17 protein-coding genes are annotated in these 22,174 nt (G+C 62.3%); 12 read left to right on the top strand and 5 right to left on the bottom strand.

Going from position 1 to position 22,174, the window contains the following annotated elements; genetic code table 11:
* Positions 1–2 precede the first annotated feature (2 nt).
* Together gmd and C1X29_RS16680 are read right to left on the bottom strand one after the other, a co-directional pair.
* Positions 3–974: a GDP-mannose 4,6-dehydratase gene (gene gmd, locus C1X29_RS16685; protein ID WP_085747992.1), complete on the bottom strand. Its 972-nt coding sequence runs from the start codon at positions 972–974 to the stop codon at positions 3–5.
* Positions 971–1,885, bottom strand: a complete 915-nt coding sequence (locus tag C1X29_RS16680) for a GDP-mannose 4,6-dehydratase (protein WP_102717939.1) — start codon at positions 1,883–1,885, stop codon at positions 971–973. Before C1X29_RS16680 ends, gmd begins: the two co-directional genes overlap by 4 nt.
* 427 nt (positions 1,886–2,312) lie before the next feature.
* Between C1X29_RS16680 and C1X29_RS16675 the strand changes: the two genes are divergently transcribed.
* From C1X29_RS16675 to C1X29_RS16650, 6 genes are read left to right on the top strand one after another with little or no spacing between them, the layout of a single operon-like run.
* Entirely contained in the window at positions 2,313–3,860 is a 1,548-nt protein-coding gene (locus C1X29_RS16675) for a glycosyltransferase family 4 protein (protein WP_102717938.1), read from the top strand.
* The gene (locus C1X29_RS16670; RefSeq protein WP_102717937.1) at positions 3,854–5,158 is read left to right on the top strand and encodes a glycosyltransferase; all 1,305 of its coding nucleotides are present in this window, start codon (positions 3,854–3,856) and stop codon (positions 5,156–5,158) included. Before C1X29_RS16675 ends, C1X29_RS16670 begins: the two co-directional genes overlap by 7 nt.
* The gene (locus C1X29_RS16665) at positions 5,155–6,309 is read left to right on the top strand and encodes an acyltransferase (protein ID WP_102687925.1); all 1,155 of its coding nucleotides are present in this window, start codon (positions 5,155–5,157) and stop codon (positions 6,307–6,309) included. The genes C1X29_RS16670 and C1X29_RS16665 overlap by 4 nt, the downstream gene beginning before the upstream one ends.
* The gene (locus C1X29_RS16660) at positions 6,303–7,121 is read left to right on the top strand and encodes a class I SAM-dependent methyltransferase (RefSeq protein WP_085747987.1); all 819 of its coding nucleotides are present in this window, start codon (positions 6,303–6,305) and stop codon (positions 7,119–7,121) included. The genes C1X29_RS16665 and C1X29_RS16660 overlap by 7 nt, the downstream gene beginning before the upstream one ends.
* A 48-nt stretch (positions 7,122–7,169) precedes the next feature.
* Positions 7,170–8,363, top strand: coding sequence for a DUF3142 domain-containing protein (locus C1X29_RS16655; RefSeq protein ID WP_102717936.1), 1,194 nt, complete (start codon positions 7,170–7,172; stop codon positions 8,361–8,363).
* The gene (locus C1X29_RS16650) at positions 8,350–10,488 is read left to right on the top strand and encodes a hypothetical protein (protein WP_102717935.1); all 2,139 of its coding nucleotides are present in this window, start codon (positions 8,350–8,352) and stop codon (positions 10,486–10,488) included. The genes C1X29_RS16655 and C1X29_RS16650 overlap by 14 nt, the downstream gene beginning before the upstream one ends.
* Here C1X29_RS16650 and C1X29_RS16645 read toward each other — a convergent pair.
* Positions 10,485–11,114 carry a LysE family translocator gene (locus C1X29_RS16645; RefSeq protein WP_102717934.1) on the bottom strand — a complete coding sequence of 210 codons (630 nt, stop codon included), beginning with the start codon at positions 11,112–11,114 and terminating at the stop codon, positions 10,485–10,487. The two genes, C1X29_RS16650 and C1X29_RS16645, sit on opposite strands and share 4 nt — an antisense overlap.
* A 144-nt stretch (positions 11,115–11,258) precedes the next feature.
* Here C1X29_RS16645 and C1X29_RS16640 point away from each other — a divergent pair, with 144 nt between their 5' ends.
* Entirely contained in the window at positions 11,259–11,732 is a 474-nt protein-coding gene (locus C1X29_RS16640; RefSeq protein ID WP_007954205.1) for an Lrp/AsnC family transcriptional regulator, read from the top strand.
* 37 nt (positions 11,733–11,769) lie between these two features.
* Here the strand turns inward: C1X29_RS16640 and lpdA are convergent, their stop codons facing one another.
* Positions 11,770–13,170: a dihydrolipoyl dehydrogenase gene (gene lpdA / locus C1X29_RS16635; RefSeq protein ID WP_085747982.1), complete on the bottom strand. Its 1,401-nt coding sequence runs from the start codon at positions 13,168–13,170 to the stop codon at positions 11,770–11,772.
* Positions 13,171–13,380: 210 nt separating this feature from the next.
* Between lpdA and hflK (C1X29_RS16630) the strand changes: the two genes are divergently transcribed.
* The 5 genes from hflK (C1X29_RS16630) (at position 13,381) to cfaB (ending at position 20,694) form a co-directional block, all read left to right on the top strand.
* Positions 13,381–15,327 (top strand): protease modulator HflK, encoded by a 1,947-nt coding sequence (hflK, locus tag C1X29_RS16630; RefSeq protein WP_102717933.1) that lies wholly within the window; start codon positions 13,381–13,383, stop codon positions 15,325–15,327.
* A complete protein-coding gene (hflC, locus tag C1X29_RS16625; protein WP_102717932.1) occupies positions 15,324–16,370 on the top strand; it encodes a protease modulator HflC in 1,047 nt (348 codons plus the stop codon). Before hflK (C1X29_RS16630) ends, hflC begins: the two co-directional genes overlap by 4 nt.
* Complete coding sequence (gene hflK / locus C1X29_RS16620) at positions 16,367–17,425, top strand: protease modulator HflK (RefSeq protein ID WP_102717931.1); 1,059 nt, start codon at positions 16,367–16,369, stop codon at positions 17,423–17,425. The genes hflC and hflK (C1X29_RS16620) overlap by 4 nt, the downstream gene beginning before the upstream one ends.
* Positions 17,422–19,329: a heavy metal translocating P-type ATPase gene (locus C1X29_RS16615; protein ID WP_102717930.1), complete on the top strand. Its 1,908-nt coding sequence runs from the start codon at positions 17,422–17,424 to the stop codon at positions 19,327–19,329. Before hflK (C1X29_RS16620) ends, C1X29_RS16615 begins: the two co-directional genes overlap by 4 nt.
* Positions 19,330–19,506: 177 nt before the next feature.
* Complete coding sequence (gene cfaB / locus C1X29_RS16610; RefSeq protein ID WP_102717929.1) at positions 19,507–20,694, top strand: C17 cyclopropane fatty acid synthase CfaB; 1,188 nt, start codon at positions 19,507–19,509, stop codon at positions 20,692–20,694.
* Positions 20,695–20,696: 2 nt separating this feature from the next.
* Here cfaB and cls read toward each other — a convergent pair whose 3' ends face one another.
* Positions 20,697–22,136 (bottom strand): cardiolipin synthase, encoded by a 1,440-nt coding sequence (gene cls, locus C1X29_RS16605; RefSeq protein ID WP_011336657.1) that lies wholly within the window; start codon positions 22,134–22,136, stop codon positions 20,697–20,699.
* Positions 22,137–22,174: the final 38 nt, after the last annotated feature.

The following is a 22,174-nucleotide window of genomic DNA, read 5'->3' as shown; positions in this document are numbered from 1 at the left end:
GCCTACTCCTTGGCGACGCGTTTCATGTCTGCATCCATCATCATGCGGATCAGGGTGTCGAGGTCGGTCCTGGGTTTCCAGCCGAGCACGCGCTGGGCCTTGGCCGGGTTGCCGAGCAGCACTTCGACTTCGGCCGGGCGGAAGAACGCCGGGTCGATCTTCACGTAGTCGCGGTAGTTCAGGCCGACGTGATCGAAGGCGATGCGGCACATCTCGCGCACGGTGGTGGTGACGCCGGTGGCGACCACGAAATCGTCGGGCTTGTCCTGTTGCAGCATCAGCCACATGGCCTCGACGTAGTCACCGGCGAAGCCCCAGTCGCGCTTGGCATCGATGTTGCCCAGGGCCAGCTCCTGCTGTTTGCCCTGCTTGATCCGGGCCGCAGCGTCGGTGACCTTGCGGGTGACGAACTCGATACCGCGCAGGGGCGATTCATGGTTGAACAGGATGCCGCTGCTGGCGTGCAGGTTGAAGCTTTCGCGGTAGTTGACGGTGATCCAGTGGCCATAGAGCTTGGCCACGCCGTAAGGGCTGCGCGGATAGAACGGCGTGTTTTCGTCCTGTTGCTCGGCCTGGATCAGGCCAAACATTTCGCTGGTGGACGCCTGATAGAAACGCGTGTGCGGGCTGAACTGACGGATCGCTTCGAGCAAGTGAGTCACGCCCAGGCCGTCGACGATGCCGGTGGTCACCGGTTGGTCCCAGGAGGCAGCGACGAAGCTCTGGGCCGCCAGGTTATACACCTCGTCCGGCGCCGATTTGATGACCGCACGCTGCACCGAGCAGGCGTCGGCCATGTCGCCGTCCAGATAAACGATGTCAGCCTCGACACCCATCTCGCGCAGGCGCCAGCGCGAGTCGCTGCTGCGTCGCGCCACCAGGCCGTGAACCTTGTAACCCTTGTCGAGCAACAGTCTGGCCAGATACGCGCCATCCTGGCCGGTGATCCCTGTGATCAATGCACTTTTTGTCATTCTTGTCGTACTCGTGTCTCCCAGTCGGACAGGATCGCCCGCAGGGATTGTTGTGTAGTGATTTGCGGCGTCCATCCTGTGCTCCGGGCCAGCCGTTGGTGGCTGCCGCAGACGCGACGCTGATCCGCGCGGCGCATGCGTGCCGGATCCTGAACCAGTTGCAGCTTGACCTGGGCCAGGTCGGCCATCTGTTCGATGAGGCTGCGGATGCTTTGCTCATGGCCTGAGCAAATGTTGTACACCTGCCCCGGCGTGCCTTTTTCCAGCAGCGCGAAATAGGCCGAGACCACATCGCCGACGTCGAGGAAATCGCGGGTGACATCAATGTCACCGACTTCCAGTTGCGGCGCCTGCAGGCCTTGCTTGATACGGTTGATCTGCCGCGCGGCGCTGGCGATGACAAAACTGTCTTTCTGCCCGGTGCCGATGTGGTTGAACGGACGCGCGACCAGTACCGGCCAACCTTCGCTCAGCCCCCATTGCAGGCTGAGGAACTCCGCCGACAGCTTGCTGACTGCATAGGGATTGCGCGGGCAGGGTGGTTGTTGTTCGGTGATCGGCAGCGCGGGTTCTTCGACCTGGCCATAGACGTCGCCCGAGCTGACATACAGGAACGTGCCCTTGAAGCCGCGGGCCTTGAGGGCCTGCAACAGGTTCAGAGTGCCGAGCAGGTTGATGTCGAGAGTACGTGCCGGGTCGCGGAAAGCTTCGGGGACGAAGGTTTGTCCAGCCAGGTGAATGATCGCATCGGGCAGCTGCGGCCACAGATCGATAAGGCTGTCCGGTTTTGTCAGGTCGTAGGCCGAGGCGGCAGGCAGCAGCTGCCACGACGCGTCTTCCCCTTGCAGACGTGACTGGATGTGTTGTCCTACGAACCCACTGAGGCCCGTGATGAACAGACTTTTTTTCAAACAGCGACCCCTTGGTCTTTAACTTTCACCTCTTCCCACAGGCTTTAAGGGAATGTCTGTCAGACCCCTGGTAAAACCGGGCAGAACGGCAGGTGAAGTCATTGTTGTAGTTGTTTGGCTGTCAATCTGTGCCAATTGCGCAGCAATTTCAACCGGCCAAACCGTGACCGGTCAGTTCTCGTCAGCGTAGTCGCGTTTTTCTCGTCGGGCGGTTCCCGAACCTTCAACGGATGTGTTTAGAATGCCCCTCGTCACGGTTCCCCGAACGCTGCCGGAGTGGGTGTGCAACCGGGTGAATCTGACCACTAAAACAAGAACGAAGACATGTCCCGGAACACTGGACGAGCATCGGCCCTGCCGACTCGATCCAATGGCCAGGCCGTCATAGCGTGAAGTTGCCGGGACGGCGGTTTCACCGTGGGATGCCATGAATTTCATTCTCTACTCGGACGTCAACGACCGCTCCATCAGCCAGAGTCTCGGGCGTCCCGAATACAGCTATTACTTCGTGCTCAAGGCCTATCGCCCGGTGCTTGAAAGCCTCGGGCAGGTGCATGTGGTGTCCACCACCGCCGAGGTCGATCCGCTCTATCGACGGCTGCTTGCTGCCGGCGAGTCCAGCGTGTTTCTGTCTTTTACTCCGCCGCAAAATACCCCGAGCGATCTTGAATGCCCGACGATCTGCGTGATCGCATGGGAGTTCGATTCGATCCCGGACGAGTCGTGGGACGATGATCCGCGCCATGACTGGACGCAGATGCTCGCACGACAGGGACGGGCCATAACGCTGTCGAGCCACACCGCCCGCGCGATTCGCCGCGCCATGGGCGAGGACTTTCCGGTACTCGTGCTGCCGACGCCCTTGTGGGAAAACTTCGCCGCCATTCGTGAGCAGCACGTCAGTGCGCCGATCAATCCAGGCGCGACCCTGGCGATCAAGGGCTGCATTTTCGACAGCCGCACGCTGGGACTGTCTGCCGACGATTTGCTGCCCAAACCGCTGACCGCCGAACAACTGGCTGAAATCGAGGCCCTGCGCCCACCACCGCTGACGGTCAAACGACGCCTGGTCATTGCCCGTCACTATCTGCGTCTGTGGAGGCTGGGCGCGGGTGAAGAACGGGTGAAATTCCTGCACCACTGGTACTGGGAAGGTGTGCAGGATCTGCTGTCGGACAGCGCACACGCCTGGCTTGAAAAACGTTTCCCGGCCATCGCCGCTCCGCATGCGGTGGCGGTGGTCGAGCCACCCCCGCTGGATTTGCCGGACACCTCCTCGGTGGTCGAGACCGCGGTGGAAGGCGTGATCTACGTCACCGTGTTCAACCCCAAAGACGGCCGCAAGAACTGGCACCACCTGATCACCGCGTTCTGCTGGGCCTTTCGCGAAACGCCTGACGCGACGCTGGTACTGAAGATTACCCAGAACGATCTGGCGTCCTACTACAGCGAACTGATGACCCTGCTCGCGCAACTGACACCGTTCGCCTGCCGGGTGCTGGTGATGCACGGTTACCTGGACGACGCGCAATACGCGCGGCTTTACCAGGCCGCCAGTTTTTACGTCAACGCCTCACGCTGCGAAGGCCTGTGCCTGCCGCTGATGGAGTTCATGTCCAGCGGCAAACCGGTGATCGCCCCGGACCATACGGCCATGGAAGACTACATCGACGATACGGTGGCCTTCGTCGTCCGGTCCAGCGAAGAGCTGACGATCTGGCCTCAGGACACCCGGATAATTTATCGCACGCTGCGCTATCGGCCGGACTGGGCTTCGCTCAAAAGCGCCTATGAGAACAGCTACCGGATGGCCAGGGCGCAGCCGCAGGAGTACGCGCGCATGTCTGCCGCCGCTGTCGAACGCATGCAAGAGTATTGCGCGTTCGCCCCGGTGCAACGGCGCATGGCGGACTTTTTCGGCCTCGAGCCATTGGCCGCCGATGCCGCCCCTGTGACGGACAACGCCTCATGCTGATCATCATTCATTCGGAAACCAACCAGCACACCATCGCGCAAAACCTCGGCCGTTCGGAGTACAGCTACTACTTCGTACTCAAGGAGTACCGGCCGGTGCTCGAACGCCTTGGGCGTGTGGTGGAAGTCGTTGATCCGGCGCGCGAAGTCGATGCGTTGTATCTGGAATGCCTGGCCCGTGGCGAGCCCTGCGTGTTTCTGTCGTTCTCGCCGCCGCACCGCACGCCGATCCACCTCGCGTGCCCGACACTGCCGGTATTCGCCTGGGAATTCAGCACCATCCCCAACGAACCCTTCGACAACGAGCCGCGCAACGACTGGCGCACGGTGCTCCGGGCCTGCGGTGCGGCGATCACCCATTCCGGTTACACGGTCAATGCCGTGCGCGAGGCCATGGGCGCCGATTACCCGATTGTCGCGGTCCCGGCGCCGGTATGGGATCGCTTCGCAGCCCGAGGCGCGCAGCTTCAGGGTCAGTCTCCGACCGGACCGGTGCGACTGACGATCAAGGGACTGGTCGCCGACAGTCGCCAGCTCGACCTCGATGCCTTCGGCCCGGAACATTTGCGCCGTGGTGAGGGCATCGATTTCCAGGCACCGGTGTGCGAGCAAGAGTTGTTGCTGGACGGGGTCGTCTACACGTCGGTGTTCAATCCCGGTGACGGCCGCAAGAACTGGGAAGACATGCTGAGCGCATTCTGCGTGACGTTTCGCGACATCGAAGACGCGACGCTGGTACTCAAGCTCACGCACCACGATGCCGAAGAAGCGCTCAGCGACATTCTTCATCACCTGTATAAGAACCAGTCCTATTGCTGTCGCATCGTGCTGATTTATGGCTACCTCGCGGACGCGGACTACGAGCGTCTGGTACAGGCCACGCGTTACGTGGTGAATACTTCTTACGGTGAGGGCCAGTGCCTGCCGTTGATGGAATTCATGTCCTGCGGCAAGCCGGCCGTGGCGCCGCGGACCACGGCGATGATCGATTACCTGAGTGCCGAGAACGCATTCCTGGTCGAGTCCTCCGATGAACTTACCGCCTGGCCTCACGATCCGCGCAGGGCTTTCCGTACCCTGCGCTACATGACCAACTGGGCGTCGGTCTGCGTGGCCTACCGCGACAGCTACGAAGTGGCGAAACACGATCCGCAGCGTTACGCACACATGGCGGCCCGGGCCGTCAGCAGTCTGCAGGGTTTCTGCAGTCAGGCAGTGGCAGAGCAGCGGTTGCAGGTTTTTCTCGCGCAACTGTTCGAGCATCAGGCATCCGCGGGCACCGAGGTGCCCCAGGCATGAGTGACAAACGAATCCTGGACATCGAAGTGCTGCGGGCGATCGCGGTGCTCGGTGTGCTGTTTCATCATTTGCAGGGCAGCCTGTTCACCGACCCGGTACCCCTGCTGGAAAAAATCCACGCCTGGGCGCAGCCGTGGTGGGGCGTCGATCTGTTTTTCGCGATCTCCGGATTCGTCATAGCCCGCAGCCTGATCCCGGCGTTGCGAGGTTGCACGACCCGTCAGGAATACTGGGAGCAGACGCGCAACTTCTGGTTGCGCCGGGTCTTTCGTCTGCTGCCGTCGGCGTGGCTGTGGCTGGCGCTGATGTTGCTGGCGTGCCTGTTTCTCAATCGCTCCGGAGCGTTCGGTACGCTGCACGCCAACCTGCAGGCGACGCTGGCGGGCGTGTTGCAGTACGCTAACTTCCGTTTTGCCGACAGTTTCTTTCATTACGAGTACGGCAGCAGTTTCGTGTATTGGAGCCTGGCGCTGGAGGAGCAGTTCTATCTGCTGTTCCCGCTGCTGATTCTGGTGTGCCGCAAGCATCTGGTCTGGGCGCTGCTGGCACTGGTTGCGGTGCAATTGTTCACCCTGCGCACGCCGATACTGATGGTCATCCGTACCGATGCGCTGGCCCTGGGTGTGTTGCTGGCGATGTGGAGCATGCAGCCGGGCTATCGCCGGTGGGAGCCGACTTTCCTGCGCCGCCCGTGGGCCGGAGTGGGCGCGCTGATCGTGCTGGCGCTGCTGCTGAGCTACATGGCCACCGACCGTTTCACCTTTGTTTCTTACCGCATCGGCTCGATTGCCGTGCTCGGTGCGCTGCTGGTGTGGATCGCTTCGTACAACCGCGATTACCTGCTGCCTGCCGGCAGGCTGCAACAGTTGATGGCATGGGTCGGCAGCCGTTCCTACGGGATCTACCTCATCCACATTCCGGCTTACCAACTGGTGCGTGAGCTGATCTTCCGCTTGCAGGAGGCGGGAATGTCCAGCCCTGCCGGTCACCCGATCATCACGCTGTTGCTGGCGTTCGGTCTGATCGTGCTGCTCAGCGAGCTCAATTACCGTCTCATCGAAATGCCGATGCGCAATCGAGGCGCTGCCCTGGTGCGGCGCCTCGGTACATCGCGAATCGCCGTCCCATCCTCTGGAGCCACCTCATGCTGAGCCTTTTGAAGAAACTCACGGCGTCGACGCCTGCACCGATGCCCGAGCAGCCAGCTGCCGGGAAGGTCGATTCGTACATGCTCGGCCTGCACGACGCGATGCTCAGCGGCTGGTTCAACCAGGAAACCGGTGAGCTGTTCAAAGGCTTCCCGGTGACCGCCGATGACACCTTGCTGGACGTTGGCTGCGGCGACGGTGGCAACGTGCATTTCTGCGGCATGCGCGGGGCGAAGATCATCATTGCCGACATCGACGGCGCCAAGGTCGAGGCGACCCGCCAGCGCCTGAGCGATACCCCGGCGCGTGGGGTCGAATGCCATGTCACCGACTGCAATCCGCTGCCGATCGCCGATGGCACCGCCACTCGTGTGGTGTCCACCGAAGTCATCGAGCACGTCGACGACCCGGCGCAGTTCCTTGCCGAGCTGGTGCGCGTCGGTCAGTCGGGCGCGCTGTACCTGTTGAGCGTGCCGCATCCGAGCTCCGAAGACCTGCAGAAAGATATCGCCGCGCCGGAGTATTTCCAGAAGCCCAACCACATTCGCATCATCAGTGAAGAGCAGTTCAAGGCGATGGTCAGCGAGGCGGGACTCGAGATCATCAGCCATAGCCAGTACGGCTTTTACTGGTCGATGTGGATGTTGCTGTTCTGGGAGGCCAAGGTCGATTTCAGCAACCCGGATCACCCGTTGCTCAACCATTGGGCCGAGACCTGGCAAGCGGTGCTCGACTCGCCGCGCGGCGCGCAGATCAAGCAGGCGCTGGATGCGGTGGTGGCCAAGAGTCAGGTGATCATTGCCCGCAAGCCCTGAACGCTTTTGTGTAACCTTGCAGCTTGATGTCTCAGGGATCTGCAAGGTATGCGCTTTATCATCGGGTGGTTGGCCCTGGTGGCTGTGTTGTTGCTGTGTGCTTGTGAACGACAGGACGCGGTGCCGCTCGATCAGCAGCTTTACGTCTGGCAACGGCAATGGACGCCAGCCCATGAACGTGCCTTGAACGACAGTCGCAACGACTTTTCGACGTTGCGGGTATTGGCGTTGCAGGCTTTCCCGAATGCCGGCTGGAGTCGGGCACGCGTCGATTTCGCGCTGCTGAAACGCGATGCGCGGCCGTTGATCGCGGTGATTCGCCTCGACGGCCAGCTCAAGGCGCTCGATACGCAAGCGGTCACGGCGCAAATCCTTCAAGTGCTCGCTGACTGGCAAGGCCAGGGGCTGAACCTGAGCGGCGTCGAGATCGATCATGACGCCGGCAATGCCCGACTGCCTGCTTACGCTGAATTCCTCACTCAGTTGCGCGGCGCATTGCCGGCCAATCTGCCCCTGAGCATCACCGCGTTGCCCGCCTGGCTCGACAGCCCGCAATTGCCGGCGCTGCTGGCGACCGTCGACAGCAGCGTGTTGCAGGTGCATGCCGTCAGCGATCCGCGTCGCGGTCTGTTCGATCCCGAGCTGGCCCAGCGCTGGGGCAAGGCCTGGGGGCGGGTGACCGACAAACCGTTTTATCTGGCACTGCCGGCCTATGGCGTGGCGTTGTTGGCGGCTGCCGACGGCGCCCCGGTGGTGGAAAGCGAAGTGCCGCTCGAGCGCGGTGGCCAGCGACGCGAATTGCTCGCCGATCCGCAACAACTGGGCCGGCTGGCCAATGAGTTACGCGACGATCGCCCGGCGCATCTGGCCGGTCTGATCTGGTTTCGTCTGCCGTTGGCCAACGACCGCAGAGCCTGGAGCCTGAGCACGCTACGCTCGGTCGCCCGAGGCGATGCATTGAGCAGCCAGCTCGGCTTGGTGTTTACCGATCAGAATGGCCTGCAAGACATTGCCCTGCGTAACGTCGGCAACCTCGACAGCGCCTGGCCCGCCCGCATCACCCTCAAGGCCCGGGGCTGTGAAGGCGCCGATGCGCTCACCGGTTATGCGTTGCAACAGACGGCGGATCTGCTTACCTTCACCCGCCTGCGCGACGGCCGATTGCCGGCGAACGGGCAGCGTGCGATCGGTTGGGCACGCTGCGCAAATATTGATCAAGGAGGTTCGCATGTTGACCCGTAACTGGCCGCGCCATCTGCTTTGCCTGAGCCTCAGCCTGCCGCTGGGCTCGGCGCTGGCCTGCGGCCCGGATTTCCCGATGCGTCTGCTCGACGATCGCGGGCAATCGCTGGCAGAACTGCCGGAGGGCAACTTCAGGTTCGAGATCAGTCGCCTCGGCAAAACCATTGCCGGGCTGAAAAACGTCACCGCCGCCACCCACAATCCGGATGACATCTACGCCGAGGCTCCAGAACCTGCCGAGGTGCGCGACAAGGCCGAACAGATCGGCCTGACGCCTGAACAGCAAGCGCTGGTCAAACAGCTGCGCAGCCTGACCGACGCGCGTCAGGTCGAGGTGCAGGGCGCGAGCCTGCCAGCGGAACTGCGCCTGTATGTGGCGGGCGCCGTGGCGTTCGGTGCCGGTGACCATCAATTGGCTGTCGAATATTTCCGTCAGTTGCTGGCGCTGCCGGCTGACCAACGCGCGTTGCGCAGCACCTGGGCCGCTTATTCGCTGGGCCGGGCGTTCTTTGCCATGAGCAGCGAAACGGGCGACGCGCTTGAAGCGTTGGAAAACGCCATCGAAGCTTTCCGCCAGACGCGGCAGCTGAGCATCGACGGTTTCAGTGATCCGCTGGAACTGGGCGTGGCCAGCCTTGGCGAAGAGGCGCGAGCACTGCGCACGGCCGGCAGCTGGGACAAAGCCATCGAACTCTATGCTACGCAAAACCTGCATGGCTCGAACGTCGGCTACACCTCGCTGAAGCTGTTGATGAACGATCTGGCAGAAGAGCCCGAGGATCGACTGGAGAAGTTGCTGCGTGGCAAAGCCGTGCAGCAACTGGTGACCGCCTCGCTGATCAGCCGGATCGGCTGGTGGTTCGGCGATGAACCGCCGAACGAGAAGAAGCTGGTCAAGGCGCTGCAAGCGAGCACCCGCGGCAGCCTCGATAACGCTGATCGTCTGGCGGCGATGAATTATCAACAGGGCGATTACGCCAGCGCCAAGGCGTTCCTCGAACACGCTGGCGACAGCGGCCTGGCGTGGTGGCTGCGGGCGAAACTGGCGGTGCGCGATGGCGACAGGAACGCGGCGGCTGCGGCTTATGCGAAAGCCGCGCAAGCGTTCCCGCAGGACGAATCCTGGGGCGAGCGGCGCACTGCCGACTGGAATCTCGAAAGCGTGCAGCCCAAGTGCCGGGTCGAGGGTGAAAGCGCGATTCTGGCGTTGCAACGTGGCGAGTACCTGCAGGCCTTGGATCAGTTGTATCGCAGCCAGACCATTTACTGGTTCGACGCCGCGACCGTGGCCGAGCGCGTGCTGACGGTCGAGGAGTTGAAAAACTATGTCGATACCAACGTCCCGGCACCGCCCGCGCTGAGCCAGCAGGATCGCGACAATTACGTGCCGCTGCCGGTGGCCGCCAGTCTGCGTAATCTGCTGGGTCGGCGTTTATTGCGTGAGGGGCACTACGAAGAAGCGGTCGGTTATTTCGACAGCGCGGATCTGCAGAACAAGGCGCGGCTCTATGGTGAGCAACGCCTCAAAGCCGATTCGGCATGGTGGCCGACCAAACGTGCCAGCGCACTGTTCAATGCTGCGTGGACAGCCCGTGAGTGGGGCATGGACATCCTGGGCTACGAAATGGCCCCGGATTACGCGACCTTCGGCGGCAACTACAGCCTGGAAACCACCGAACTGAAAGTTGGGCCTTTGGTGAGCGAGGCTGAAGTGCAGCGCCAGAAGGCCAGTGAAGCGCAGCCGGATGAGCGCTATCACTATCGGTTTGTTGCCACGGCGCTGGCCAGCCGTGCGGCGGATAATCTGCCGCACACCAGTCAGGCGTTTGCTGCGGTGTTGTGCTCGGCAGCCGGTTTCAATAGCAGCCTGCAAGAGCAAAGCGCGCTGTATCAGCGATATGTGAAAGAAGGTCCGTACATGGGCTGGGGCGGCTATTTCGGCCAGCAATGCCCTTATCCGGATTTCGCCAACGCAGACAAACGCTACGTCACCCAGGTTGTCGATGCTGTACGCGGAGTGTTGCGACCCTACAAGCGTGCAGTACAGATCGGCACCATTGTCGGGTTGACCTTCATTGCGCTGGTGATCATTACCCGCCGTCAGCGCAAGGCCCGCAAAACCTAAGCCTGCTGGACGAACGTCAGGCGCACGGCAAAGCCGATCAACAGGCTGCCGAACAGCCACTGTTGCACTCGCTGGACCGTCGGGCTGTGTTTCAGCCAGCGGCCCAGCGCGGCGCCGGTCAGGGCGTAGGCGCTGTCGAACAGCAGGCCTGCGCCCACCAGCATCGCGCCGAGCACGGCGAATTGCGTCAGCACCGGTGCGCCATTTGCCACGATGAACTGCGGCAGCAACACCGAGCAGAACAGCAACGCTTTCGGGTTGAGCAGGTTGGTCAACAGGCCGCGACGGATGGCGGCGTAGCACTGCGCATGACTGTCCGTGATGGTGCCGGCGTTCAGATCCGGCAGCAGCGTGGTGCGCAGGCACTGAATGCCGATCCACAGCAAGTACGCCGCCCCGGCGATCCGCACGGCATCGAACGTCCACGGCGCCGCCTTGAACAGCGCCGCCAGCCCCAACGCCGCGAGCGCTACATGACAGCCTCGGGCGATGGCCAGACCCACCGCCGTGGCCAGCGCTGCACCGCGCCCCTGGCGAGCGCCGGTCTGCAGCAGCAGGATCATGTCCGGGCCGGGCAACAGAAAGACCACTGCCAGCGCCAGGAAAAACAGCCAGAGACTCGCCATGTCGCACCCCTTTCGTTGTCGATTCGGTCGCCTCAGTCTAGGGCCGAAGGGCGGGGCAGGTGGTTGCGTAGTCAGCTTCTAAAGGCCTCTGAATTGGCATAATCTGCGCTCATTCACCGCTCAAACCATCAGGATCTGCCAACCATGAAACTGGATGCCTTCGACCGCAAGATTCTCGCCGCGCTGCAACGGGACGGGCGCTTGAGCAATGTGCAGTTGGCCGACGAGATCGGTCTGTCGGCATCGCCGTGTCTGCGCCGGGTGCGGATGCTCGAAGAGGCCGGGGTGATTCGCGGTTATCAGGCCAATCTGGATCGGGATGAAGTGGGGTTGGGTCTGACGGTGTTTGTCGGGGTCAAGGTCGAGCGGCATAACGACGAACAAGCCGAGGCGTTCCACCGGGCGGTGACGGCGTTGCCGGAGGTGATTTCAGCGTTTCTGGTGTCCGGGGAATCGGACTTTCTGCTGCAAGTGGTGGTGCCGGATCTGCGCGCCTATGACCGCTTTCTCACCGGGTGCCTGTTGAAGCTGCCGGGGGTGAGCGACATCCGCAGCAATTTTGCGATTCACACGGTGAAGACGCCCGGCGCGCTGCCGCTGGGGCATCTGCCGTCCTGATACTTCCCGCATTGCGCGGGAAGTATTCGCACAGTGCTTACATCTGCGTTGCCATCCCCTCGACATTCATCGCCGCCTGACGCAACGCTTCAGAGCGGGTTGGATGCGGGTGACAGGTCAGGGCAATGTCTTCGGCCGAGGCACTGAACTCCATGGCGACGCAGAACTCCCCGATCATTTCACTGACGCTCGGGCCGACCAGGTGCACACCGAGGACTTCGTCGGTGCGCTCATCGGCGATGACTTTGGCAAAACCTTCGGTCTCGTGATTGATCTTCGCCCGGCTGTTGGCGGTGAACGGGAATTTGCCGACCTTGTACGCCCGACCTTCGGCCTTCAACTGCTCCTCGGTCTTGCCGACGCTGGCCAGCTCCGGGCGGGTGTAGATCACGTTGGGAATCAGGTCGTAATTGACCTCGCCGGCCTTGCCGACGATCTGTTCGATGCAGGCCATGGCTTCGTCTTCGGCCTTGTGCGCGAGCATCGGCCCGGACGTCACGTCACCAATTACCCACACGCCGGGTGCTTCGGTGCGATGCTGTTTGTTGGCGAGCATGCCGCGTTTGTCGGTGCTCAGGCCGACGTTTTCCAGGCCCAGGCCCTGGGTGTACGGACGACGCCCGATGGCCACCAGCACGTAGTCGGCTTCAAGGATTTCCGCGCTGCCGCCAGCGGCGGGTTCGACGCTGAGCTGTACGCCAGTGGCCGAAGAAGTGGCACTGGTCACTTTCGAGCTCAGCTTGAAGCTGATCCCCTGTTTGCTCAGCGAGCGTTGCAGAGTCTTACCGGCTTCGCCGTCGACGCCGGGGCAGATGCGATCGAGGTATTCCACCACCGTCACCTGCGCGCCGAGCCGGCGCCAGACCGAGCCGAGTTCGAGACCGATCACGCCCGCACCGATCACCACCAGATGCTTGGGCACTTCGCTCAAGGACAGCGCACCGGTCGAGTCGAGGATGCGCTTGTTGTCGATCTCCACACCGGGCAGGGGAGTGGGCTCGGAGCCGGTGGCGATGACGATGTCTTTTGCGGTGAGCTCGATCCTGCTGCCCTGATCGCCGGTCACGCTGACTTTTCCGGGACCGTCGATGTGGCCCCAGCCCTTGATCCAGTCGACTTTGTTTTTGCGGAACAGGAATTCGATGCCTTTGGTCAGGCCGCTCACGCTTTCGTCTTTCTGCTTCATCATTTGCGCGAGGTTGAGCGTGGGTTTGACCTCGATGCCCAGATTGGCGAACTCCGCGCCCAACGCCGCTTCGTAGAGCTCTGACGCATGCAAAAGCGCCTTGGACGGCATGCAGCCGACGTTCAGGCAGGTGCCACCCAGCGTGGCGCGGCCTTCGACACACGCGGCCTTGAGACCCAGTTGGCCGGCGCGGATCGCTGCGTTATAACCGCCGGGGCCACCGCCCAGAATCACCACGTCATAGTTGCTCATGCTCTTGCTCCTGGCTGAAGGATGCGGATCAGTAAAAGTAGTTCGTGCTAAAAATTACGAGCGTAATATGAGCGTTTCCCGACATTTCGGTCAAGGCTTCAGGCAAGCGACAGGTTGCGCGTCTTTGAATGATGCAAATGAGTACAAATATTTCACGACTTTCGTTATATCGTAACGATATGTGCAGTGAGCCAAGGGTTTTGGGGGGATATGCAAGTCGATCTGGATGAAGGCACGCCAGTGACCGGGTTGCCGCGCTTTCAGCAAGCGGCGACGCAGGGCCGGCGCTTGCGTCGCCTGGTGATCGGTCTGGGTGCGTTGGCCGGGGCAGGGTGGGTGCTGGCGTTTTTTGTCGGGCTGTTTGCACCGCAATCGCTGTGGCCCGCGTTGCTGGTCAATCAGAGCGCGGCATTGCTGGTGCTGGTGGCCGGGCTGCAATCGGCGAGGTGGGTGACACAATGGCGGGCGCGGGTGATCAATCCCGTCGTGCCGGTGACGGCTGCTGAAGAACCTGCGCCGGATGGCTGGTACGAGCGACTGCTGGATCGCATGAGTCAACGCAGTCTGCACCTGCTAGGGCAGATCGGCGCGGCCACATTGTGGCTGGGCGGGTGGTCGTTGCTGGTGCTGTTAAGCATCGAGCAAATGTGGAGCCTGACGCTGCCGGCGGCGGGAGTGGGGTTGTCCGCCACGGTCGGCGCGGCCATCGCGTTGCTGCTGGCGTTCGCTCTGCTGGTACTGGAGCGGCAACTGGCGCAGGAAAACCCGGCGCAATGGCCCGAGGCCGAAGCGCTGGCGCAACTGACGCGGGTGGCAATCATTAGTCTTGTGCTGGGCGCGTTGTGCCTGTTGTTCGCCAGTGACAGTGCAATCTGGCCGGTGCGTCTGGCAGTGCTGATTGGCATTCTGCCGGGTTTGGTCGCTGTGGAATTGCTGCTGCGTGCCTTGCTGTCGCTGTTCAGCCCGCGCCGCGAACAGCTCGAACCGGTGCTGCTGGCGCGCAGTTTCGTCGCCGATCTGCTGCGCTGGCCGCCACAACCTCTGCTCGCGTTGCAGCATGAATTGCATAACCGCTTCGGCATCGATCTGCGTCAGATCTGGGCCTTCAGTTACATGCGCCGCGCCTTCTTGCCGGTGTTGGTGTTGGTGGCAGCGGTGGGCTGGTTGCTCACCGGCCTTCACGAAATACCGATGCAAAGCCGTGGCATCTACGAGCGCTTCGGCAAACCGGTGCAGGTGTTCGGTCCGGGTTTGCACGCTGGTTTGCCCTGGCCGTTGGGGCGTGTGCTGAACGTTGAAAACGGTGTGGTGCATGAACTGGCAACCAGTGTCGGCGAGAACCCGGCAGCCGTGCAGTTGGATCCGGCAGAAGGCCCGGCGCCATTTACTGCCAACCGTTTGTGGGATGCCAGCCACGTCAATGACAAATCCCAGGTTATCGCCAGCAGCCGGGGCGATCAGCAGAGCTTTCAGATCGTCAACATGGACGTGCGCTTCGTCTATCGCATCGGCCTGAGCGATCAAGCGGCGTTGGCCGCTACTTACAACAGCGCCGATGTGCCGACGCTGATCCGCAGCACCGCCAGCCGGATTCTGGTGCATGACTTTGCCTCGCGCACACTCGACGGTTTGCTTGGCGGGGACAGGACCGGGCTCGCCGAAGAAATCGGCCGCGCCGTGCAAAGCGATCTGCAGAAACTCGACAGCGGCGTGGAAATCCTCGCCACAGTGGTCGAAGCGATACACCCGCCAGCCGGGGCGGCCAATGCCTATCACAGCGTGCAAGCGGCGCAGATCGGTGCTCAGGCGTTGATCTCCCGCGAGCGCGGTGCCGCTGCCGAAGCGAGTAATCAGGCGCAGTTGCAGGCTAGCCTCGCGCGGGACCAGGCCAGTGCCAACGCCCACGAAATCAACGCCACGGCCCGGGCGGCGGATCTGAAATTCAGCGCCGAACAAAAAGCCTACGCCAGCGCCGGCCAGGCCTTCGTGCTGGAGCAATACCTCAGCCAACTCAGCCAGGGTTTGAGCAAAGCCAAACTGTTGGTACTCGACCATCGTCTGGGCGGCAGCAGTAACGCACCGACCATCGACCTGCGTACGTTCACGCTGCCGGCAGATCCGGCGCGCACCACCGCTCAGCCAGGAGCCACCCATTGAGCCAGTCGCACACTCACGATCACCATGACCACAGCGGCCACGATCATGCTCACGGCGGCGATCATCACCATCACGGGCATAATCACCATCACCACGGTGCGCCGGAAGAGGCGGGGCCTTTTCCGTGGAAACGCATGGGCTGGGCAGCGTTACTGGTGGCGTTCGCCATCGCGGCGGCGAGCCTGGTGCAAGTGCGCTCCGGTGAAGCCACTGTCATCACCCGGTTCGGCAATCCATCCCGCGTGTTGCTGGATCCGGGTCTGAGCTGGCGCTGGCCGGCACCGTTCGAAGCGGCGATTCCGGTGGATCTGCGTTTGCGCACGACCTCCAGCGGCTTGCAGGACGTCGGCACCCGCGACGGTTTGCGCATCATCGTTCAGGCTTACGTGGCCTGGCAGGTGCAGGGCGATCCTGACAACGTGCAGCGCTTCATGCGCGCTGTGCAGAACCAGCCGGACGAAGCGGCCCGGCAGATTCGCACGTTTGTCGGCTCGGCACTGGAAACAACCGCCAGCAGTTTCGATCTGGCCAATCTGGTGAACACCGATGCCAGCCAGGTTCGCATCGCCGATTTTGAAGCGCAGTTGCGTCAGCAAATCGATCAGCAGCTGCTCGCCACTTACGGCGTGCGCGTGGTGCAAGTGGGCATCGAACGGCTGACCTTGCCATCGGTGACCCTCACCGCAACGGTTGACCGGATGCGTGCCGAGCGTGAAACCATCGCCACCGAACGCACCGCCATTGGCAAACGTGAAGCAGCGCAAATCCGCTCCGCCGCCGAACGCGATTCGCGCATCGTGCAAGCCGATGCTACGGTGAAGGCCGCCGATATCGAAGCCCAATCGCGAGTGGAAGCGGCGCAGATTTACGGACGCGCTTATGCCGGTTCGCCGCAGCTGTACAACTTGCTGCGCTCGCTGGACACCCTCGGCACCATTGTTTCGCCGGATACCAAACTGATCCTGCGCACCGACGCCGCGCCGTTCCGGGTGTTGGTCGACGGTCCGCCGAATCTCGACAGCAAAAGCGGATCGCAGCCATGAATGAAGTTCCACGTGGAACACATTCGCTGAACAGTCCGTGGATTCAAGCAGGACGTTTGGCGTTTTTCGCGCTGTACGCGGTAACCGTGCTCGCGGCATTGGCCTGGGCGTTTTCCAATGTCCGGCAGATCGACCCGCAAAATCGCGCGGTGGTTTTGCATTTCGGAGCGCTGGATCGCATTCAGAATGCCGGGTTGTTATTGGCCTGGCCGCAGCCGTTCGAGCAGGTGGTTTTGTTGCCGGCGGCAGATCGTGTCATCGAACGCAGGGTAGAAAATCTGCTGCGCAGTGATCAGGCCTTGCAGGCGGATCGCGTTGCAACCTTTGCTACGCCGTTGAGTGATGCGCTGGCCGGTTCCGGTTATCTGCTCACCGGTGATGCCGGTGTTGTGCAGCTGGATGTGCGGGTGTTCTACAAAGTCACCGATCCCTATGACTTCGTACTGCAAGGCGAACATGTGCTGCCGGCGCTGGATCGAGTGGTAACGCGCAGCGCAGTGGCGCTGACGGCGGCGCGGGATCTGGACACGATTCTGGTGGCGCGGCCAGAGTTGATCGGCGCTGATAATCAGGCGGCCAAACGTCGCGAACGGTTGCGCGGTGATCTGGTGCAAGGCATCAACCGACGTCTCGCCGAGTTGAAGGCGAGCGGGCAGGGCATCGGCATCGAAGTGGCGAGGGTCGATGTGCAATCGAGTCTGCCGGAGCCGGCGGTCAGTGCTTTCAACGCCGTTCTCACCGCCAGCCAGCAAGCCGACAAAGCGGTCGCCAATGCCCGCACCGAGGCCGAAAAGCTCACCCAGTCCGCCAACGAGCAGGCCGACCGCACGCTGCAAGTCGCCCATGCCCAAGCCGGTGAGCGCCTGGCCAAAGCCTCCGCCGACACGGCGACGGTGCTGAGCCTGGCTAAGGCGCAACAGCAGGGCACTGACCCGCAAATGCTGTTGCGTCTGTACCGCGAGCGCATGCCGAAGATTCTCGGTCAGGCCGGTTCGGTCACCACGGTCGATCCAAAAGACGATTCACGCCTGATCATTCAGGGAGCCAGCAAATGACTGCCACCACCACCGCACCGAGCCTGTTGTCCTCGGCCGAACAACGCCGCGCCGCGCGCCAGTTGACTTTGGCGATGCTCGCCCTCGGCTTGCTCGGTCTGGGGCTGATCTGGCGCTGGGTGATGCCGGAACAGTCGGGCGTCAGTCAGTTGTTGCTCGGATTCGCTTCTTTATTAGTCGCGGTGCCGGTGATGCGTTCGGCGTGGTTCAGCCTGCGTTATCCGAGCCTGCACGGCATCACCGATCAGTTGATCGCCCTGGCGATGATCGGGGCCTGGGCCACGGGCGATCTGCTCACGGCAGCGCTGTTGCCGATCATCATGATCTTCGGCCACGTGCTGGAAGAGCGCAGTGTGATCGGCTCCCAGGAAGCGATTCATGCCCTCGGCCAACTGACGCGCAGCCATGCACGCAAGGTGCAGGCGGACGGCTCGATCATCGAAGTCGACAACGGCACGCTCAAGGCCGGCGACAAAGTCGAAGTGCGCGCCGGGGATCGGGTGCCGGCGGACGGTCGGGTGTTGTCCGGCCAGGCCAGCCTCGATACGGCGTCGATCACCGGTGAGTCGGTGCCGGTGGAAGCGGGCGTCGGCATGGCGGTGTTCGGCGGAGCGATCAACCTCGACGGGTTGCTGCGAATCGAAGTGACCCGTACCGGGGATGAGTCCACCCTCGGCAAAGTCATCGCGCTGATGCAGAACGCCGAACGCTCCAAACCACCGATCACTCGTTTGCTCGAACGTTATGCCGGCAGTTACATGGTGCTGGTGTTGTTGCTCGCGGCGGTGACCTGGTTCATCACCAATGATGCACAGGCGATGCTCGCGGTGCTGGTGGCGGCATGCCCATGCGCTCTGGTGTTGTCGGCGCCGGCCACGGCGATTGCCGGGGTGGCGGTGGCGGCTCGGCACGGGATTCTGATCCGCAGTTCGGCGTTCCTTGAGGAACTGGCCGATCTCACCTCGCTGGTGGTCGACAAGACCGGCACCCTGACTTACGGCACGCTGCGCTTGCAGTCGATCAACAGCCCGCGAGCGGATCACGGGTCGGTGATGGCGCTGGCTGCAAGTCTGGGTGCGGCGAGCAGCCATCCGGTCAGCCGCGCGCTGGCCGGATTGATCAGCGCGGAACAGGTGCTGGTGCTGACCGATATTCATGAGCGGCAGGGATTGGGCGTAGTCGCCGGAACTGCGCAAGGCGAAGCAGCGCTCGGGCGCCCGGAGCTGTTTGCGCAGTTGGGCATCCCGACCACGGCGATCCCCGAACACGACGGCCCGATTGCCGGGCTGGCGCTGAACGGCGAATTCCTCGCCTGGCTGTTGCTGGCCGACACCGTCAAACCGGAAGCGCGATTTGCCCTGAGTGAACTGCGTGACCTCGGATTGGGACGACAACTGCTGTTGACCGGTGACCGGCAAAGCGTCGCGCAGACACTGGCCAAGGATGTCGGCCTGCACGAAGTCGAAGCCCAGGCGTTGCCCGAAGACAAACTCAATCGAGTGCTCAAGGAAATCGACAACGGCTTTCGGCCGATGGTGGTCGGCGACGGGATCAACGACTCGCTGGCGCTCAAGGCGGGCGTGGTCGGAGTGGCGATGGGAGCGGGCGGCGCGGACATCGCGCTGGCCTCCGCCGACATCGTGCTGATTGGCAGCGACCTGCGTCGGCTCGGCACTTGTGTGCGCCTCAGCCGTCAGTGCCGACGGACCTTGCAAGTGAACGTGGTCATCGGCCTGGGCTGGACGCTGGCCATTGTGGTGTTCGCGGCCTTCGGCTGGCTCGGTGCAGCGGGTGCGATGATCGCTGCGTTGCTGCACAACCTGAGCACGTTGCTGGTTCTGGGCAATGCCGGTCGCTTGCTGCGTTTTCAGGAACCACTGCTGAAGCTAAAAGCATCGGACTGATCAATTTTCGAACTGTGCGCCGCTCTCGCAGTCATTTGAGAAGGCGCACTGACACAAGGATGACAGCGCGGTGACAGCCTCTGCGGCTGATAGTCGGCGACTATCAAATCGATAGCCTGCTAATTTTCAAGGATGGTCTACCCTCAGAGCAGACGTCTGAAACCAGGGGGATATTCCATGCTCGCGCAACTTCCACCGGCCTTACAGAATCTGCAGCTTCCGCTTCGCCTGCGACTCTGGGACGGCCATGAATTCAATCTGGGCCCGACGCCCAGCGTCACCATTGTGGTCAAGGACCCATTGATGGTGTCCCAGTTGACCCATCCAAGTCTCGACGCGCTGGGGGCGGCGTTCGTCGAGGGCAAGCTCGAACTGGAGGGCTCGATCAGCGAAGTCATCCGGGTGTGCGATGAGCTGAGCTCCGCGCTGCTTGATGAAGACGATGACAGTCAGCCGGTGCGCACGCTCCACGACAAGGAAACCGACGCCAAAGCCATCTCCTATCACTATGACCTATCGAACGCGTTCTACCAGCTGTGGCTGGACAGCGACATGGCGTATTCCTGCGCGTATTTCGAAACCGGCAGTGAATCCCTCGAGCAAGCCCAGCAAGCCAAGTTCCGGCACCTGTGCCGCAAGCTGCGTTTGCAGCCCGGCGATTATTTGCTGGACGTCGGTTGCGGCTGGGGCGGATTGGCGCGTTATGCCGCCCGCGAATTTGGCGCCAAGGTCTTCGGTATCACCCTGAGCAAAGAACAACTGGCCCTGGCCCGCGAGCGAGTCAAAGCCGAGGGGCTGGAAGATCAGATCGAACTGCAACTGCTCGACTACCGAGATCTGCCCCAGGACGGGCGTTTCGACAAAGTGGTCAGCGTCGGCATGTTCGAACACGTCGGCCACGCCAACCTCGCCGAATACTGCAAAACCCTGTTCGGCACGGTGAAAGAGGGCGGTCTGGTGATGAACCACGGCATCACCGCCAAGCACACCGATGGCCGCCCTGTAGGGCGCGGCGCTGGGGATTTCATCGAGAAATATGTGTTCCCCAACGGCGAACTGCCGCACCTGGCGATGATCTCGGCCGAGATCAGCGAAGCGGGTCTGGAGATCGTCGACGTCGAGAGTCTGCGCCTGCACTACGCGCGCACGCTGGACCACTGGAGCGAACGGCTGGAGGACAACCTTGAAGCCGCCGCGAAACTGGTGCCGGACCAGGCGCTGCGTATCTGGCGTCTGTACCTGGCAGGCTGCGCTTATGCATTCGCTCGCGGCTGGATCAACCTGCACCAGATCCTCGCCGTGAAGGCCCATGCCGACGGCAGCCATGAACTGCCGTGGACGAGGGACGACATCTACCACCCTTGAATCTAGAGAATCGGTGAAATCAGCCGGGCGATCCGCATGCCGACCTGTTGCAGGCGGTGGATCTCCCGGCTTTCTTCTTTGGCGACTTCATAGGCTTGGGCGAAGTCATCGTTGAGCATCTGTTCCACACTGGCGGCGAACTCGCTGTCGACGGTCAGCAGCATCACTTCGAAATTCAGCCGGAACGAACGGTTGTCCAGATTGGCGCTGCCGATCGCGCTGATTTCGCTGTCGATCAACACCACCTTCTGATGCAGGAACCCTGGTTCGTAGCGGAATACCCGCACGCCGGCGCGTACCGCTTCGAACGCATAAAGGCTGGAGGCGGCGTAGACGATGCGGTGGTCGGGACGCGAAGGCAGCAGCAGGCGCACATCGACCCCGCGCAGCACCGCGAGGCGTAATGCTGCGAACACGGCTTCGTCGGGAATGAAGTAGGGGCTGGTGATCCACACGCGTTCGGTGGCGGCGTGGATGGCCTCAACGAAGAACAGCGAGCAGGTTTCGTAAGCATCCGCCGGGCCGCTGGCGAGCAATTGGCAAAGCACGCCGTCCTCCGGGTACGCGTCCGGCAGGATCAGCGGCGGCAACGATCGCGCGGCCCAGAACCAGTCTTCGGCAAATGACTCCTGCATGCACGCCACCACCGGGCCGCGCACCTGGACGTGGGTATCGCGCCACGGTGCCAGCGGTGGTTTTTCACCCATGTATTCGTCGCCGACGTTGTGGCCGCCGACAAACCCGATCAGCCCGTCGACCACCACGATCTTGCGGTGGTTGCGGAAATTCACCTGGAACCGATTGAGCCAGCCGCTGCGGGTGGCGAACGCCTTGACCTCGACGCCGCCGTCGCGCAGCGCCTGCACGTAGCTGTGGGGCAGGGCGTGGCTGCCGATGCGGTCGTAGAGCAGATGAATCACCACGCCTTCGGCTGCTTTCTTTAGCAGCAGGTCGCGCAGGCGCTGACCGAGACGATCGTCGTGAATGATGAAAAACTGGATCAGCACCGCTTCCCGCGCCTGGTCGATTGCGTGGAAAATCGCCTCGAAGGTGGCCGCGCCGTTGATCAGCAATCGCACTTCATTGTTCGCCAGGCACGGCATGCGTCCCAGCTTCGGCATCGCGCGCAACGAGTCATAGGCATTCGAGGCGCGGGCGGTCAGGGCTTCTTCCACCCACGGGCGCCAGTTGAGTTCGGAAATCGCCTGGCGCATCTGTTCGTTGGCCTGGCGGCGGGCCTTGATGTAGCCATCGAAGGTGCTGCGGCCGAACACCAGATACGGGATGAGTGTGAGGTAGGGAATGAAGATCAACGACAGCGCCCAGGCGATCGAGCCTTGGGCGGTGCGTACGGTCAATACGGCATGGATCGCGGCGATCGAGCCAAGGGTGTGTATCAGGGCGATCAGATAACCGAAAATGTGCGGTCCGAAATAATCCATGGGGCAACCTTGCTCCTGAAGATTCAATGCTTAACAGA

Source organism: Pseudomonas sp. GW456-12-10-14-LB2 (assembly GCF_002884345.1).
GTDB classification, from domain to species: domain Bacteria; phylum Pseudomonadota; class Gammaproteobacteria; order Pseudomonadales; family Pseudomonadaceae; genus Aquipseudomonas; species Aquipseudomonas paraglycinae.
Note: the sequence above shows the minus strand (reverse complement) of the source record. Positions and strands in the feature narration are given on the sequence as shown.